Annotated in this window: 13 protein-coding genes and 2 tRNA genes; 3 read left to right on the top strand and 12 right to left on the bottom strand. The window is 37.2% G+C overall.

What is annotated here, in order from left to right; genetic code table 11:
• The first annotated feature begins 61 nt into the window (after positions 1–61).
• Positions 62–2,845 carry a putative LPS assembly protein LptD gene (locus tag AL022_RS02040; RefSeq protein ID WP_148269039.1) on the top strand — a complete coding sequence of 928 codons (2,784 nt, stop codon included), beginning with the start codon at positions 62–64 and terminating at the stop codon, positions 2,843–2,845.
• Positions 2,846–2,866: 21 nt separating this feature from the next.
• On the opposite strand, the gene AL022_RS02035 is transcribed toward AL022_RS02040, so the two are convergent.
• The 6 genes from AL022_RS02035 to mutS all read right to left on the bottom strand — a co-directional run bounded on the left by AL022_RS02035 (position 2,867) and on the right by mutS (position 7,514).
• Positions 2,867–3,625 carry a TatD family hydrolase gene (locus AL022_RS02035; protein ID WP_014934590.1) on the bottom strand — a complete coding sequence of 253 codons (759 nt, stop codon included), beginning with the start codon at positions 3,623–3,625 and terminating at the stop codon, positions 2,867–2,869.
• A 13-nt stretch (positions 3,626–3,638) separates the two neighbouring features.
• Complete coding sequence (locus AL022_RS02030) at positions 3,639–4,154, bottom strand: metallophosphoesterase family protein (protein ID WP_014934589.1); 516 nt, start codon at positions 4,152–4,154, stop codon at positions 3,639–3,641.
• Positions 4,155–4,284: 130 nt separating this feature from the next.
• Positions 4,285–4,560, bottom strand: a complete 276-nt coding sequence (locus AL022_RS04245) for a SemiSWEET family sugar transporter (protein WP_041546088.1) — start codon at positions 4,558–4,560, stop codon at positions 4,285–4,287.
• A gap of 22 nt (positions 4,561–4,582) precedes the next feature.
• Positions 4,583–4,668: transfer RNA gene (locus AL022_RS02020), tRNA-Leu, on the bottom strand.
• A gap of 104 nt (positions 4,669–4,772) precedes the next feature.
• Positions 4,773–4,845 (bottom strand) — tRNA-Gly (locus AL022_RS02015).
• A 71-nt stretch (positions 4,846–4,916) separates the two neighbouring features.
• Positions 4,917–7,514, bottom strand: coding sequence for a DNA mismatch repair protein MutS (gene mutS / locus AL022_RS02010; RefSeq protein WP_014934587.1), 2,598 nt, complete (start codon positions 7,512–7,514; stop codon positions 4,917–4,919).
• A gap of 304 nt (positions 7,515–7,818) precedes the next feature.
• Between mutS and AL022_RS02005 the strand changes: the two genes are divergently transcribed.
• Positions 7,819–8,973 carry an ankyrin repeat domain-containing protein gene (locus AL022_RS02005; RefSeq protein ID WP_041546086.1) on the top strand — a complete coding sequence of 385 codons (1,155 nt, stop codon included), beginning with the start codon at positions 7,819–7,821 and terminating at the stop codon, positions 8,971–8,973.
• 255 nt (positions 8,974–9,228) lie between these two features.
• On the opposite strand, the gene AL022_RS02000 is transcribed toward AL022_RS02005, so the two are convergent.
• The 3 genes from AL022_RS02000 to AL022_RS01990 form a co-directional block, all read right to left on the bottom strand.
• A complete protein-coding gene (locus AL022_RS02000) occupies positions 9,229–9,951 on the bottom strand; it encodes a hypothetical protein (RefSeq protein WP_014934585.1) in 723 nt (240 codons plus the stop codon).
• 51 nt (positions 9,952–10,002) lie between these two features.
• Positions 10,003–10,632 (bottom strand): site-2 protease family protein, encoded by a 630-nt coding sequence (locus tag AL022_RS01995; protein WP_148269037.1) that lies wholly within the window; start codon positions 10,630–10,632, stop codon positions 10,003–10,005.
• A gap of 192 nt (positions 10,633–10,824) precedes the next feature.
• Positions 10,825–11,562 carry a ferredoxin--NADP reductase gene (locus tag AL022_RS01990; protein ID WP_014934583.1) on the bottom strand — a complete coding sequence of 246 codons (738 nt, stop codon included), beginning with the start codon at positions 11,560–11,562 and terminating at the stop codon, positions 10,825–10,827.
• Between the two features lie 588 nt (positions 11,563–12,150).
• Between AL022_RS01990 and AL022_RS01985 the strand changes: the two genes are divergently transcribed.
• Positions 12,151–13,626, top strand: a complete 1,476-nt coding sequence (locus tag AL022_RS01985; RefSeq protein WP_014934582.1) for a sodium:solute symporter family protein — start codon at positions 12,151–12,153, stop codon at positions 13,624–13,626.
• 86 nt (positions 13,627–13,712) lie between these two features.
• Here the strand turns inward: AL022_RS01985 and sufB are convergent, their stop codons facing one another.
• The 3 genes from sufB to fabF form a co-directional block, all read right to left on the bottom strand.
• Complete coding sequence (gene sufB, locus AL022_RS01980) at positions 13,713–15,155, bottom strand: Fe-S cluster assembly protein SufB (protein WP_014934581.1); 1,443 nt, start codon at positions 15,153–15,155, stop codon at positions 13,713–13,715.
• A 170-nt stretch (positions 15,156–15,325) separates the two neighbouring features.
• A complete protein-coding gene (rnc, locus tag AL022_RS01975) occupies positions 15,326–16,063 on the bottom strand; it encodes a ribonuclease III (RefSeq protein WP_014934580.1) in 738 nt (245 codons plus the stop codon).
• The gene (gene fabF / locus AL022_RS01970) at positions 16,048–17,298 is read right to left on the bottom strand and encodes a beta-ketoacyl-ACP synthase II (protein WP_014934579.1); all 1,251 of its coding nucleotides are present in this window, start codon (positions 17,296–17,298) and stop codon (positions 16,048–16,050) included. The genes rnc and fabF overlap by 16 nt, the downstream gene beginning before the upstream one ends.
• Between the last annotated feature and the right edge of the window lie 3 nt (positions 17,299–17,301).

Genomic DNA, 17,301 nt, shown 5'->3' with positions numbered 1-17,301 from the left:
CCAAAAGGTAAAAGTAAAATTTGTTTGTGTGGCCAGGTCTTATTTCCTACGTATAGTTGCTTTGGTAACATTTATAATTAGTGGTTCATCTATTGTATCAAAAGCAACTAAATATTTGCATGGTGGGCTCTATTTTAGTAGTCCCTACAACAATGGGTATAGCAGCTGGATGATACCGAATAACTTTTTTTATAAAAATAAACCATACAGCATTTATAAAAAATGGAACAACCAACTTTTCTTAGATAAAAGCTACCCATGGCTTTTCATGCCACCTCGCGCCCACATAGCAAAAGATAAATCTTTGGGTATTGTCCATTATCAAGCAGAAGATTCAATTGTTTTCGATGCGAATAAGCGTATACTTTCTTTACTTGGCCCCAGTACGCTTACCTATGATCGTATGAAACTAAAAGCGAATCTAATCGCTTTACACTTACATAGCAACACCATTTATGCACAAGGTACCACTCATCCATATAATACATTAACAGGAAAGCCTATTTTTACCTATAATGACCTAACAAAAGACAAATATGGGAAAGATGGTTCTACCCAAACGCGGACTTTCTTTATGGATAAAATGCGCTATAATATCGGTACCAAAAGGGCCTTAGTTACGACACTACTTACCAAACAAGAAGACTCTATTATAAAAAGCAAGCAGATAAAAAAAGAGGACGAATCAACCTTTTATGCTGAAGATATAGTTTATACAACTTGTGGACTAGCATATCCCCATTTTTACATACGTGCCAAACGGGCTAAAATGGTTCAAGATAAGCAAATTACTACTGGACCTTTTCGTTTTTATTTTGATCATGTGCCTACGCCATTGGGATCTATTTTTGGCACCCTATTTCTAGAAGGCAAGCGTACACATGGTATTATTCCACCGGAAATAGGGGAAGGAGACAATGGATTTTACCTCCGTAATGGTGGATATTATATAAACTTCAATGATTATGCAGACATTTCTTTTTTAGGTAGTATTTATTCCAGTGGTATTGTAGAACTTAAAAATGCACTCCGTTATAAAAAAAGACACTTATGTAGTGGAGAGCTGGATTATGCAATAAACACAACAAAAACAGATAAGGGATGGTCTTTAAAATGGGAACATAAAACCGTTATACGTGCCTCTAGAAGCTTGAATACAAATGTGCACCTTCACAAAAAATTTTCCAAAACAGTAGACGATGAGGATAAAAAAATTCCAAAAAAAATGGAAAATGAATCTGGTTTTAGTCTATCTTACCGAGACCGATTGGTAGGCTTCCCATATGCATTAACGTTACAAGTAAAATACAAAAATGACCTTCGGTATAATTTTAAACATTGGACCTTGCCAGAAGGTAGCCTAAGCACAGATACTTGCTATCCATTTAGAACAGATCACGCTAAAAGCACCAACTATTGGTTCGATAATATTCAGTTAAAGCATAATATAAATTTTGAAACGCATTTTCAGAATGCCCAGCAATCGCCTACAGAATCCACCCTTTCGTCCTGGTCATCGAGTGCGTCAGCTCACTCTGTTCCTGTAACCTGTCCATGGAACCATTATATAGAAAATGGTATAAAACATACCATACCGGTTACCATGCCATGCAAAGTATTTGATTTTATCAATATAGAGCCGCATTTTACCTATAATGAAGTATGGTATTGGCTGAATAAGGATACAAAAGGACCTATACAGGTACCAGGCTTTAATAGAATCTATACTTGCGATTTTGGTGCAGAAATAGGCACTACGTTATACTATACCCATTATTTTGAAAACGCAAGATGGGTTCAAGCGTTTCGTATCAAGACAGAACCCAGTGTTGACTTTACCTATACACCTGATTTCTCTGAAAAATATTGCAAAGTAATAGAAGATAAAGAAGGAAAAATAGAAAAAGAATATGCCTTTAAAGGACTGCGGCCCTACATAAGTTTGGCCAATCGAGCTACCTCTATCCTAAAATTTAAGCTACACAATACAGTGGAGTTAAAAGTAAAAAAAGAAACCAATCCAGAAGAAAAAGAAAAAAAAGAAACCAATCGTAAGATATATTTACTAAAAAATTTAGATTTTAAAACAAAATATGATTTTACAGAAAAAGAATTCCATCTCATAGATGGTATTGATATACACCTTGCTAGCGAGATAGAAGTGGGAAAAATAGGCAAGATTGGCTTTGATTTAACAACAAATTTTGATCCTTATCAATTTATTCAATCGTCAGAAATAAATCAAACCCGAGAAAAAAGAATAAACCAATTTGCATGGAACCATGGTCAGTATCTTGGCAAAGTGCAAGCAGCAAAATGCAAGGTAAATATAGATTTCGCACATCATTCCAGTGAGGGAAAAAAGAAACCCAAGGAACTATTAAATGATCGTGATCAGTCGACTGATAAGCTTGAAAGAAGAAAGATAGATTTTGAATTGCCTTGGAATTTTGGGTGGGAGTTTAATTGGATTTATCAAAGCCCATGGTATAAGTATAAGCAGGATAAGTCGAACAAGACGTATCAAACATTATATTCCAATCAGGACGATAAAAAGAATACCAATACAGAAAAATATGTAACTCTTAACGGCAGTATTACCTTAGTGAAAAAGTGGAAAGTAACGTTATCCACTACCTATAACTTTACGAAAAGTAAACTTGATCCATCTGCTACAGAAATTTCCATTCAAAGGGATTTACACTGTTGGCAACTTAGTTATACATGGCATCCACTAGGCGAATCGGGTAAATATGATTTTTCTTTGGGGGTTAAGGCGAATGTTTTAAAAGCATTGAAATTACCAAGAAAAAGAACGTATAATAAAGTAACTGATTTGGGCTAAATATTAGTAGGATCCAAATACTTACATTGACTCAAAAATTTTTTCAGCATTTTGTGTAGTGACGGCTGCTACTTCTGCTAAGGTTACTTGTTTGACCACTGCAAGCTTTTCGGCTATGTATGGTAAGTAGCTTGGCTCATTGGGTTTCCTTCGAAGAGGTGCTGGTGTTAAATAAGGGCTATCGGTTTCTAACACCAAATGGTTGAGATCTATAGCGGCTACTGTTGCCGCTAATCCACTTTTGACCATGGTAAGTATGCCGCCAATCCCCAGCGCAAAACCTAGGGCTATACATTTTTCTGCTTCTTGTAGATTACCTGTAAAGCAGTGAATAACCCCTTTTAGGTTGCCATCTTGTTCTTTTTCGAGTAGTTGGATAACTTCCTTAAAAGCATTTCTACAATGAATAGAGACAGGAAGATGATAGCGTTTGGCCAATGCAAGTTGAATCCTAAATGCTTCCTGTTGTGCTTCGAGGAAAGTAGTATCATGGTATAGATCTATACCAATTTCACCGACTGCTATAAAACCACCTTTATTAAGCCATTCCTCTACTAGGTATAATGGCTTGACAAAATCTTTTCTGATATAACAAGGATGGATGCCCATCATAGGTAAACAAGGATACAATGCAGCCACATCCATCATCTTTGCTATGGTTGTGGTATCTATATTGGGCATATAAATTTTTTTAATATAGTTTTTTTGTGCCCTTTCTAAAACCAGTGGTAACGCATTTTGAAGATCATATATATGTGCATGTGTGTCAATAAATTGCATAATCTATCAGTGGTTAGTGGTCATTTACTAATGTGGCTCTTTTGCCCAATTCGATCACTTCTATATGGTTGATATTTTTATTATTTATTTCAAAACGCAATAGGGTACGCATGTAATGGGAACCATGACGTCCAGCCGCACCAGGATTAATATAAAGTAGTGGAGGACGTTTTGCATCGTGCATTACCCGCAAAATATGCGAATGGCCTCCCACTAAAATATCAGGTTGTGCGTGGCTTAATTTAGCGCGTATTGCTGGCGTATACAAAGATGGATGCCCGGTTATATGCATAAGCCATACATGCAACTGTTCACATTGAAATGATTGAAATACTGGATATTTTTGTCTTATTATGGGGTCATCAATATTACCATGTACTGCTCTAAAATGGTTAAACTGATCAAATGCAGTTAGCAATTTGGCATCGCCAATATCGCCTGCATGCCATACCTCATCGCATTTTTCAAAGTGATCAAAAATTTTAGGATCTATCCATCCGTGGGTATCTGAAAATAAACCAATTTTCATGACAATATATAAGGCTATAAGGTCAAAAAACAAAACCTAAGAGACAACCAACCGATTACAATAGATCGGTAACCACTTCCGCGCATAGACTCAAGAAAGACAGATTGCGCTCAACCAATAGGTACCCAACTTACGTAGAACGGTATTTTCGTTTGAGCACTACCAGTATCAATGAACCAACCGTCAGTAATAAATTGGTGACTAGCAAGGGCTTATCAGCAGTGAGTGCGCCATAAAGCGTCCAGCTAACCGAGGCAACGGTTAGATTCAACAGCATCAACATGGAAACATCATCCACAGATTTTGTCTTGTATGACTGTATAATTTGTGGAAGAAGGGATATAACAGCTGTAAAAGAACCAATACATGCTACAATATCTAAGAAAGAAATAGAACAAAAGCGCATGGATACAATAAGAAAAGAATATTGGTACCAGGAGCGGGACTTGAACCCGCATGGCCAAAGGCCACAAGATTTTAAGTCTTGCGTGTATACCAATTTCACCATCCTGGCAAAGTTACACACCTATGGGTCCATTAAAAATAAAGATGCCATCTACTTTATCACCAACTGTAACTATAAGATATAGTGAATAGATTCTATAAACAGATATGATGAGCGAGAAACGGGACTCGAACCCGCGACCCCGACCTTGGCAAGGTCGTGCTCTACCAACTGAGCTATTCTCGCTTATAAGCTAGACAATAGTTCCAATTTACTTAAAGATTCCTTTTTTTCAAAATAGTTACGGACTTTTATCGCTAATTATTAAATCTTTTAACCATATTTTTGATCTGATTTAACTTTAATAAGGCTTCTACCGGAGTAAGAAGGTCAATATCCATACCATCTAAAAAAGCTTTCAAATCACTCAAAGTTTCATCTGGACCAAAAAGTTTTAGCTGGTATTGTTGCAGATTTTCTACTTGTGCATGGATTTTTCCACCTACTTGCGATAGGTGGGCCAATACCTCTCTGGCCCTTTCCAGAATGATAGAGGGCATACCAGCCATTTGTGCTACATGGATACCAAAACTATGCTGACTACCTCCTGGTACCAGTTTATGTAAAAATAAGATTTTTTGTTCTATTTCTTGGACCGCTACATTAAAGTTTTTAACCCTAGGAAGTGACTTTGCCAATTCATTCAATTCATGGTAATGGGTGGCAAAAAGCGTTTTAGCCTTATAACGTGGATGATGATGCAAATACTCTACCAATGCCCAGGCAATAGAAATACCATCGTAGGTACTGGTACCACGCCCGATCTCATCCATCAACACCAAACTACGATCACTAAGATTGTGCATAATGCTAGCGGTTTCGGTCATCTCCATCATAAAAGTAGACTCCCCTTGGGCCAAGTTATCCGATGCACCTACCCTTGTAAATATTTTATCTACCACACCAATTTGCGCATCAGAAGCTGGTACAAAAGAACCCATTTGTGCCATTAATACCGTTAGGGCAACTTGACGCAACAAAGCCGATTTACCAGCCATATTAGGCCCTGTAATCACTATGATTTGTTGTGATGAGGGGTCCAAATACATATCATTAGGCGTATAGGTTTTGTCTATGGGTAAGCGTTGTTCAATAACAGGATGTCGATTGTTTTTCAGATGGAGCAAAGTTCCATTATCTACCATAGGTTTGCTATAATGATATTCACAAGCTTGTTTGGCAAACGAAAGATAACAATCCAATTGTGCAATATATTTTGCATTTTCTTGAATTTGAGGAATATATTCTACCGCTTCTGCTACTAGTGCTTGATAGAGTTGTTGCTCTAGCAGTTGCGCCTCTTCACCTGCATGTAGAATTTGGGCTTCATACTGTTTTAGGGCTTCTGAGCTATATCGTTCTGCATGGGCTAAGGTTTGTTTGCGGATCCAATCCGTGGGCACTTTATTTTTATGCGCATTAGAGACTTCAAGGTAATAGCCAAATACACGGTTATAAGCAACTTTTAAAGAAGGGATATTGGTACGCTGGCTTTCCTGCTTCTGCAGTTCAACCAAGTAATCCTTACCCGTACGCATAATTTCATTCAAGCCATCCAATTTATCGTTGACATGCGGTTGAATCAGACCGCCTTGATGGGTAAGTAAGGGGGGCTGCTCTTGTAGTGTTTGGTGGATACGGTCCACCAAAGCATGACACCCATGAAGCTGCGCATTCATTTTTTGTAGCAAAGGAAATGGAATGGTTTGCAACACTGTTTGTATGGATTGCACTTGCTGCAATGCCCTTTTTAAGGCTACCATCTCCCGTGGATTCACCCTTCCAACTGCTACTTTGGAAATTAACCGCTCTAAGTCACCTATTTGTTTCAAATGGTTGACTAACAAAGTGGCTAATGGGGCATCTTTTACTAAATATTCTACTATATCGAGCCGCTCTTGAATCACAACCACCTCCTTCAGCGGAAACAACAACCATTTTTTAAGCAATCGTGCCCCCATAGGAGTAACCGTTCTATCCAATATTTCAATCAGTGCGGTTCCGCCTACTTGCTGAGGAACCAGCAGCTCTAAAGCCCTAACGGTAAATGGATCCAACCAAACATATTGATGGAACTCTAGCCGGACCATTGAACGAATGTGTTTGATTGCTTTATGTTCCGTTTCTGATAAATAATGTAAAATAACACCCGCTGCTACAATACCTGCAGAATAATCTGAGATGCCAAAACCTTTTAAAGAATGGGTTCCAAAATGGTCATTCAATAAACCATAAGCATAATCAAATTGAAAAATCCAATCTTCCAATCCATAAGTATGAAAACAATCTTGCGTAAAATTATTCCATAACGTTTGCTGTTTTTTGTTAAAAAGAATTTCAGATGGCCCCAAATGATGCAATATTTTTTGCATGTAATCAGTCGTACCTTGTGTGACAAAGAATTCTCCAGTAGAAAGATCTAAGAACGCCATCCCTAGCAATGTTTTGTCAAAAAAAATGGATGCTACGTAATTATTGGCTCTTGTATCTAAAACCGCTTCACTAAAAGAAAGACCAGGCGTAACGAGTTCAGTCACGCCTCTTTGTACAATACCCTTAGCCTGTTTAGCATCTTCTAATTGATCACAAATGGCTACACGATAACCTGCTTTTACCAATTTAGGTAGATAAACATCTAAAGCATGATGGGGGAACCCTGCTAAAGCCACACTAGCAGCTGATCCATTAGACCGCTTCGTAAGCGCAATATCTAGCACCTTACTGGCTTTAACCGCATCTTCTAAAAAGGTTTCATAAAAATCACCCACTCGAAAGAGCAACAATGCGCCGGGATACTTTTCTTTAATCGCCCAATACTGACGCATTAATGGCGTTGAATCAACCGATTTTGACATAACAATAAAATTATACCATCTAAATAGATTAAGGATCTTACATTAGGCAATTTGGTCTAAATCGATGTCCCTACAAACCAAATTTACAATAATGATTTGTTTTAAAATGGTAAAATACGAGATGGCATCTAGTTTTTTACCATTTGATTGCTTATAATAAAAGTAAGTAATCTTAATGAAGCAAAGGTAAAAGTTTTACCATAAGCCATACCGAATCGTTATCCAAAGATTACTTGTTGCTAAAAATTCAGTTGTAGCTACAAAGAAAACGTATAATATTATGAATAACCAATCAATAAAACAGATGAAAACGCTTAATGTACATACCAAACAACGTTGTTTTTTTATAAAAAGTATTACGGTTCTATCGCTATCGTTTATCTTGCAAGGTAGAAGCTGTCGGTCAGGTGGTGGAACGATGGATTATATGGTAAAAAAGATAGATGACAAACAATTTATTAAAGAAATAGGGAATAAAAAAGATATTAGTCAGGAAGATGAAGTAGGCAATAACATGCTATACGCTGCTGTAAGCAATAAAGAGCTTCAAAAAGTAGTTCTTGTGCTCAAGCGTATCGATGAAGACATTGCATCTAAACGTGATTTAGAATATAACCATAAAGATTTTCCCAACACATATTATAACAATAGCAACAAAACTGCACTTGGCCTAGCTATAGAAAAAAATTATATTGAAATCGTCAAACGGCTAGCTCAGAGCGAGCATATTGATATCAATAAAGCAAAAAAAGGCTCAACTTCACTTTTGGAAGCGCTCTTGAATAAAAAGAAAGAAATAGCTACCATTTTATTAAATGACCCTAAAACAGATATCCGTACAAAAGATGCAACTTCAGGTTCTTCCCCATTACATTTGGCAATTGAACAGAAGCTTGAAGATATAGCTTCTTTACTCATTACTAAGCTCTCTGATCAAGATTTAAAGGGAAAGAATAAAAAGGGTGACACACCGCTCCATTTGGCGATTGAACATAATCTAGATGATGTAGTACTATCGCTGGTCAAAAAATTTTCTACGATAGAAGATTTATGCGATAAGGATAAAAAAGGAAGAACCCCACTACATATGGCGGTGCGTGGCACCGATACAAATGCATTTCAAATAGTTTTTCATAGAATAGAGCATTTGTGTAACGACAAAAGTACATCCATTGGTAAACTTTTTGAGAAAGATACAAAAGGCCGCTCGGTATTTGCACGTGCTTATTTGCCAAAATATGATACACAAAGACGAGTTCGTATTTTTGAAGAAAATATGAAGCCGTTCGCATCTATCTTGTCCACTGTACACAATAATTTGACTACAACGGATTGGGAATCTATTGCTAATGAAATCAATAGCTTAGAGCAAAAAAGGACCATCAACGAGGGATATAGGGCTAAATTGCTCAAAATAGTGGATCGATATAAGCCTTTACAAAACGCAATAGGTGCATAAAACCATACAGAAAAGTAAGCCCTTTCTTTTTGTAATAGCAGCAAAAAAAGGGCCTCTGTCGCGTTTGTTTTAAAGCATGTTGGTCAATGGCTTAGTAATACTGGCTGTACACTATATTTATAGCCACATCAAAAGGGTATAAAAAAGCCAAATAATAGCTTATTAAGCCAATAAATGAATAGGGTGTTAACCATCAAAAACGAAACCAGATTTTTTATCAAGCAAAAATTACCATATGCATGGCTTTGCATAAGTTTATGTGATTTGTTGGTAAACAAAGATAGTCCCTCTTTCTGAGGCTAGCTGAATCGCCTCATGAATTTTAATAAATTTTATACAGTCATGGTTATCGAAATACCACCCTTGTTTCAATTGTACAAATGGAATAAGATGTTCTTCCGAATCAGGACTATGCTTTGGTTTAGTGACCACAAATCCTATTAAAGCATAGGTATGCTTTTCTGGGTTGCCTGGGTTGAAGCTAAGCGTTATAAATTCTGTTCCAAATAAACTAGGCTTATTAGAGCTATTATGCTGCTGATTGTTGTTAAATCTAATCACTAATCTACTGCATAATCCATGTGATACAACGCTACCAGTTTTCTCTAAATTTAGTAAATGGTCTTGTATTAAGCTACTGAAATCATTTTGTGCATATACCCCAGCAGGCGGGGTGATAGATAAGATGGTTGTTTTTAAATTTTGCAATTGGGGTGGTAAAAGATCAGACCAACCTATATTCTTAAAAATAAATGCCAAATTTTCCTTGTACAAGAAATCGGAGGATGAGCTATCACGATTAGGTTGCGTAGATTTTTTTACATTATCCTGCGGTTTATTGGATGGTTGCCTGTTTTCTGTAGGAGCAATAGGTCCGGGTTCATGCCTAGGTGCATCTCTTTGACAACCGATTGCGATTGGTAATAGGCCTATCAACCTTATCTGCATTGGGCACAACAAAACAAATTTCCATTCCATACAATAGGGTTTACTTGTACAGGTTAAAGCGCACAATATGTTTTTTTATTATCATTTTCTTGCCTGTTGCCAGCATTTACAGTAATGCCATCCAGCTATAAAGAGTTGCACGATAAAGAACCAGTGATAGCCTGCAAGATACAAAAAAGGAATGGCAATGGCAGCAGCGACCAAGCCGATGATAATACTGGCTAGATAGCCCTTATGACCAAAAAGTTTTTCTAGTATATAGCGCAACAACCAGCCACCATCTAGTGGCACAATAGGTATTAAATTCAACAGCAACCATCTACTATTTACATACATAGTTATAAAGAGCAAATACTGCAACAGATAGTTATTAAAAATATTAAATTGAAGCAACAGATAGGCCATCAGTGTCAATAATCCTTGAAAAAGGGGGCCTGCAAGGATAATTAAAAATTTTTGTTTACTTGTTAAGCGTGCGACATTGAAGCGAGTGATGCCACCAAAAGCTTGTAATACAATGTTGGGTGCTGCATCAAAAAAAAGAGCTGCTAACGCATGGCCATATTCATGTACCAATATACTTAAGGTAAAGACACTAGACCATAGCAAAACCTCTATATATTGGCCACCTACACTAGTGATGACCAACAATAAAAAGACCCAATAACTCAGCTCAATAGATACTGAAATTTTTAAAAATCTAAAACGCAAAACTATACTATATTTTAGGTGATCCACCTATAAATTAAAATTAAATAGGCAATAGTATAATAGGGCCCACTTTACTTTACCCCTTACGTAACCCATTTCTAAACGATAAGCAAGGCCTTAAAGCCACGCATAGCCTTAAGCCGCTTGCTTGCTTAAGATGTCCATAGATTGTTTTGGTCAATAGATTTTATTTTACACCCTACGAGAGATATACTTTTCTCTTCTTATAGATTGTAGATTAAAACCCATATTTTGCAACTGTTGAATACTTTCATCAATCATATATGGATTACCGCATAGGTATACCAAATCCGTCATTGGATTTAAATCAAGGCTTTCAAAAGCGGATTGTACATACCCTATATATTGATAAGGAGGTGTCTCTGCACTTGCTCTACTCAGATAGCCACGAAAGTGAAAGTGTGGATATTTTTGGGCAAAAGCAATAAAATCTTCTGCATAAAGCAGGTCACTCGCATAACGGACACCTAATAGCAAGGTTACCTTTTTATCTTCTTCTAGCCGTTCAGCAAGTGTGGGAAGCATAGAACGATAAGGTGCTACACCAGTTCCAGTAGCTACTAACAGGTAGTGATTGGGTTCTTCTGCTTCTTGAAGGATAAGCCTACCTTTAGGTCCGACACAATCTAATAGATCTCCGCTTTTTAGATTAAAGAGGATGTTAGTCGCAAAACCGCCCTGAACAGGCGCTATTGCAATGTCCAATTGGTTGGTTTGCGAAGGGCTATTGGCTAAGCTATAACTACGTGGCACTATTTTTCCAGAGGGGTGCGGCAATAAAAAAGTAATAAATTGACCTGGTACAAATGGGAAAGGTAGTTTATCCAAACGTCTAAAAGACAACTCTGCTACACTAGGTGTAAGCATTTTAGAAGCTATAAACTCAACTTTAAATTGATTTTGTTCCATTTTTTATAATACCTGTCAAATTTTTGCTGCTTTATTTGGGTAGCGCTTCAATGTTTACCCCAAATCTAAAAAAAATTAATCATCCGTCGAAACTTTTTATGATAACCCAAATGACAATCCTGAGGTATACATTTGTATACGGTTCTGTCGCGTCTATTCCAAACAAAAATTAAATTAACGTCAATTCTGGATTAGAATATTTTTTAATATGATAATCATTCATAAGAAATTTAATAGAATTTATTTATAAACAGTTGTATAAAGAATATTTTTATATAAATTATTATGGTTATCAAGTTTTTATGTTATAAATTACTTTATAAAAGTAGGTAAAACAGCTAATTGTTTAGTAAAAATACGATTCTAACACTTTTATAAATCAAGTAAATAAATAAAGAGTTCAGGGTTAAAATATTCTTGATTGAAAACCTATGTAAAAATTTCTATCTTATTGCGCTATCTTTAACAAGTGGATCACATTGCATGTAATCCTTGCATCAAACCTATTAATCCAGCTTGTACATGTAGTAAGCATTACAGATCACCCCTGTTTGGACAATGTTTGATATTATTGGTATAAAGTGACATATGGTAACACTCTATAAACCTCTTTTAATAGTAGGGGCTTTTTTAGTATTGACCTTAGTAGTAGGACTAGCTAGTAAGCCAGCAACCACATTTCGGGAATATGCTGTGGGCAACAAACAATTTTCTACGGTTAAGTTGATGGCAATGCTACTGTCTACTTTTTTTTCGGGGGAATGGATCATATTGCTTACAATGCATACTAGTCTTTCCCTATTGATTATAGGGCTTACCAGTAGTATCACTTTTTGGATGATTAGCCTGATCTGGATACGTATGGTCCCATTTATCCAGCATCTTTCTATTGCAGAAACGATAGGTAGCGTATATGGAAAGTATCCAAGAGTTATTACTGCTCTATTAAGTACTATTGATGCGGTTGGTGTCGTGGCCATCCAAATTAAAGTAATGTCCTCCATGATCAGCATCTGTATCGATATTGATAATCGTACCATAACTGTATTGGCAGCTTTAGTGCTTATTGCTTACACTACTTTTGGGAGCATCCGTGGGGTTACGAATAGAGATCTACTGCAATTTATAACCTTTACCGCCATTATTTTATTGATTACTAGGCTTATGTATCTAAAAACAGGTAAATCGGTTTTAGAAACTATATCGTTCTTACAAAAGCAAGAAAAATTTACATTTAGTAGCCTGCTCCATCCGCCTATTAAAATATTATGTTTAGTTATATGTTTTTCATCTAGCCTTTTAGAAAGTACTAGTCCCCCAATTATGCAGAGCACCTACATATGTGCTAGTCCTATGCAAGTCAAAAAAGTTTTTCTATATAACAGTCTTCTGAGTCTAGGTATAACATTTTTCATATGCTCAATTAGCTTATTGGTTTTTGTAAACGATCCAACCTTGTCAGCAGCAGCCGTTTGGAATTATATAATAGCTGATATGTCACCTTTTCTAAAAACATGTATTGTCATTTGTATAATAGGGGCAGCCACCTGCACAGCTGATTCTTATTTGCACATGGCTGGTATTATGATTGGTTACGATTTGACAAAAAGTATTCGAGCTATAAAGCCTTCCGATAAGCTTCAAATCCGGGTAGCTAAAGTAGCTGCAGCAATGGTCACCTTATTGGCCGTTGTATTAGCTATACATTACAATAATAATGACCTATATGAAGCAATAGTTTCTATTAGAACTATTGCTACTGATTTGTATCTATATATAGTGCCTGCCCCCTTTATCTTAGCTATTTTTGGCTTTCGGGGTACTTCCCGTACGGTTTTGATGGGAATAGCTACAGCTATATTGACTAGATTACTTTGTAAAAGATTGTGTTTAACACTTTCTATAGGAATTGATTTGGTTCACGTAACGGCCAATGGGCTAGGCATGATGGCCGCACATTATCTACTTCCACAACCAACAGGTACGGGGTGGATGCCGCTGAATAATCAACAAAAAAGACTAAAACAACTTACCAGAGCCTTTAAAAGGTATAAAAAAGGTTAGCGTTAGAATAGTAGCATCCTATATGGTAGCCTCCCCACATCTCTAGTAATATTAAACAAGTAGACAATGTTATGCAAAAAGTCCGATTATCCAACGCTACCTTCCAGCGTAAGCGCCAATAATTTTTGTGCTTCTACTGCAAACTCCATAGGCAACTGATTGAGTACTTCTTTGCAATAACCATTGACAATAAGTGCAATAGCAGTTTCATGATCGATACCACGTTGATTACAATAAAAAAGTTGATCCTCACTAATTTTAGATGTCGTGGCTTCATGTGCGACTTGGCCAGTTGGATGGCTTACTGCTATATAAGGAAAAGTATGGGCACCACAGCTATTACCAATTAACAAAGAATCACACTGAGAAAAATTAGTGGCATGTACTGCTCCAGGGGCGATCTTGACCAAACCTCTATAGCTATTATTGGATTGACCAGCGGCAATACCTTTGGCTACAATCCGACTCTTAGTATGTTTACCCAAGTGGATCATTTTCGTACCTGTATCTGCTTGCTGTCTGTTTTTGGTTACTGCTACAGAATAAAATTCACCTACTGAATGGTCGCCCATTAAAATGCAACTTGGATACTTCCAAGTAATGGCTGAACCGGTTTCTACTTGCGTCCATGAAATTTTAGCGTACGCGCCAGCACAAAGGCCTCGCTTGGTTACAAAATTATAGACACCACCTACGCCATCTTTATTGCCTGGATACCAATTTTGTACTGTAGCATATCTTACATGCGCACCTCTTGCAGCATAAATCTCTACTACAGCGGCATGTAATTGATGTTCATCCCGCATAGGTGCTGTACACCCCTCTAAATAGCTAACATAGGCATCTTCTTCTGCGACAATCAAGGTGCGTTCAAATTGACCGGTATTAGTGGCATTGATGCGAAAATAGGTAGAAAGTTCCATAGGGCAATGGACCCCCTTAGGAATGTAGCAAAAGGAACCATCACTAAAGACAGCAGTATTAAGGGCAGAAAAATAATTATCGGTCATAGGGACTACTTTACCCAAATATTTTTCAACCAAATCAGGATGTTGCTGAACCGCTTCACTAAAAGAACAAAAAATAATGCCTAGCTTGTTTAATGTATCTTTAAAAGTCGTGGCCACGGAAACACTATCTAGCACCACATCCATCGCTACACCCGTTAGTCTTTTTTGCTCCTCTAACGAAATGCCCAACCGCTTAAAAGTAGCCAAAAGTTCTGGATCAGCCTCTTCTAAACTGTTTAACTGTACCGTTTGTTTGGGTGCTGCGTAATAAATAATATTTTGGTAATCTATAGGTGGATAGACAATTTTTGCCCAGGTAGGCTCTTTTAATTTAGACCAATGATAAAAAGCTTCTAAACGGCGTTTGAGCAACCACGCTGGCTCTTTTTTTTTCTCAGCAATAAGGCGAATGGTAGCTTCCGTTAAGCCTTTGGGAATGGTATCTACAGGAATATTGCTTTCAAATCCATATGGATAATCAGATGCATGAATAATATCTTGTATATCTTCTTTTGCCATAATTGTTCTAGATAGATGCTATTTATAGAAAATAAGAACGAAAACCTTAGTATTGACCCAATCATCAATCAATTTTCAATGTATCTGTTTAGCTTTCTAACTGCGCTGCCTAAAAATAGAGAAAGATAGTTCTTGTCAAAAGTCGCAACTAAAAAGACTACTGAGCGCTTTTAATTTGTTTCTATTTGCGCTGTATATTGTAGCGCCTGCTGGGCAGCCATTTGTTCAGCACATTTTTTAGTTCTACCCGTCCCCTCTCCCATAACTTTTTCACCTATCAGCACCTGAGCAGTAAATTCTTTATAGTGTTCACATTGTTTCTCTTCAAGAATTTTGAAAACTACTTGAAGGTGATGTTTGTGTGCCCATTGAATGATCTTACTTTTAAAATTGGTATCATGTTCTATCAGCTCTTTTAGACTTATATAATTGACTATTAAATAATCAATAACAAACTTTTGGCAACGCTCATAGCCATGATCTAAATAAACGGCACCAATAAAAGCCTCTAAGGCATTGCCATACATAAATTTATGGCGACTTGGGTTTACCAGATTGGTATCATAATGCAACAGCTTATCTAAATGTATTTTACGTGCCAACCCATTTAAAGCATCCCTATTGACCAACCTTGACCGTATGTCTGTTAAAAAACCTTCCTCTTTTAATGGATATTTTTTGAAGAGATAGTCTGCAACAATAGCAGATAATATAGCATCACCTAGAAATTCAAGTCGTTCATTGGAAGTATGTCCTTCTTCTATAGAACTATGCTGAAGGGCTACCTTATATAAAGCCAGATTTATAGGCATCATTCCGGTAACTGCTCTTATAAAAGAGACCAACTGTTGGGTAGCAGGATTTTGCTTTATAAAAATATACTGGAATAAATTTAGGAATCTTCGCATTTTTTGAAGATTATAGAAACGTTATGTCCACCAAAACCAAAGGCATTGTTTTGGGCAAATAATATGGTTCTTTTTACTGGATGATTTAAAGTTAGATTGATCCGTGGATCAATGGCTTCATCTAATATTTTATGATTAATGGTTGGGGGAACGACTTGATGTAACAAGGCCAAAACAGTAGCAATAGACTCTATCGCCCCTGCCGCACCCAATAAGTGACCCGTCATGGACTTAGTCGAACTAATGTTAAGCTTATAAGCATGGGTACCAAATACATGTTGAATAGCCTCCACCTCATTGAGATCACCTAATGGAGTGCTGGTCCCATGGGCATTAATGTAATCTATACCATCTGGTGTAATTTGGGCACTGGTGAAAGCACGTTGCAATGCTAAAATGACCCCTCCTGTATCTGGCGCGGTAATGTGATGGGCATCTGCAGACATACCTACACCTACTAATTCGGCATAAATTTTAGCATTTCTTTTTTGGGCATGGGTATAAGATTCAAGAATCAAAGCACCTGCTCCCTCTCCCATCACAAAACCATCTCTGGTCTGATCAAAAGGACGTGAAGCAGTTAAGTAGTCTTCATTGCGTTGCGAGAGCGCTTTTAATGCATTAAATCCAGCGATGCCTATTTGAATAATAGGCGCTTCTGAACCGCCTGCTACCACTACATCTGCATCCCCTAGTTTAATCAATTGAAAAGCAGCTACTATAGCGTTTACTGCAGAAGCACATGCTGCAACTGTAGCAAAGTTAGGCCCCTTAAAACCATATTTAATAGATAAATGACCAGAGGGAATATCCGGTATAATTTTAGGAATAAAAAAAGGATTGATTTTAGGGTCCATACCACTAGCCGCAAAACCTAAAACGGTTGCTTCTGTAGTACCTAAACCACCTATACCAGAGCCCCACACAACCCCTACACGCTCTTTATCTACCAAAGGAGTGATTAATCCAGCATCTTGTATGGCTTCATCTCCAGCTACCATAGCATACTGGGCAAATGGATCCATTCGCCTTGCATCTTTTGCATCAAGATGATTATGAGGATCATACCCTTTTAAGGTACAAGCAAACTTTGTTTTATGTTTAGTTGTATCAAAGCTAGTGATAAGCGCTGCGCCACTTTGACCAGAAACTAGGCCATCCCAATATGCCTTAACATTGTTGCCAATTGGGGTAAGGGCACCCAATCCTGTAACCACTACTCTTGTGGAGGACATAGA

Origin of the sequence: Cardinium endosymbiont cEper1 of Encarsia pergandiella (assembly GCF_000304455.1) — a bacterium.
Taxonomy (GTDB): Bacteria; Bacteroidota; Bacteroidia; order Cytophagales; family Amoebophilaceae; genus Cardinium.
The sequence above is the reverse complement of the archived record's forward strand: the minus strand, read 5'-3'. Positions and strand labels throughout refer to the sequence as shown.

What these genes read in the sequence shown, in the direction of transcription:
- AL022_RS02035 (WP_014934590.1), bottom strand. Translation starts at nt 3,625, where the DNA reads ATGCAATTTATTGACACACATGCACATATATATGATCTTCAAAATGCG.
- AL022_RS02030 (WP_014934589.1), bottom strand. Translation starts at nt 4,154, where the DNA reads ATGAAAATTGGTTTATTTTCAGATACCCACGGATGGATAGATCCTAAA.
- AL022_RS04245 (WP_041546088.1), bottom strand. Translation starts at nt 4,560, where the DNA reads ATGCGCTTTTGTTCTATTTCTTTCTTAGATATTGTAGCATGTATTGGT.
- mutS (WP_014934587.1), bottom strand. Translation starts at nt 7,514, where the DNA reads ATGTCAAAATCGGTTGATTCAACGCCATTAATGCGTCAGTATTGGGCG.
- AL022_RS02005 (WP_041546086.1), top strand. Translation starts at nt 7,819, where the DNA reads ATGAAAACGCTTAATGTACATACCAAACAACGTTGTTTTTTTATAAAA.
- AL022_RS02000 (WP_014934585.1), bottom strand. Translation starts at nt 9,951, where the DNA reads ATGGAATGGAAATTTGTTTTGTTGTGCCCAATGCAGATAAGGTTGATA.
- AL022_RS01990 (WP_014934583.1), bottom strand. Translation starts at nt 11,562, where the DNA reads ATGGAACAAAATCAATTTAAAGTTGAGTTTATAGCTTCTAAAATGCTT.
- AL022_RS01985 (WP_014934582.1), top strand. Translation starts at nt 12,151, where the DNA reads ATGGTAACACTCTATAAACCTCTTTTAATAGTAGGGGCTTTTTTAGTA.
- sufB (WP_014934581.1), bottom strand. Translation starts at nt 15,155, where the DNA reads ATGGCAAAAGAAGATATACAAGATATTATTCATGCATCTGATTATCCA.
- rnc (WP_014934580.1), bottom strand. Translation starts at nt 16,063, where the DNA reads ATGCGAAGATTCCTAAATTTATTCCAGTATATTTTTATAAAGCAAAAT.
- fabF (WP_014934579.1), bottom strand. Translation starts at nt 17,298, where the DNA reads ATGTCCTCCACAAGAGTAGTGGTTACAGGATTGGGTGCCCTTACCCCA.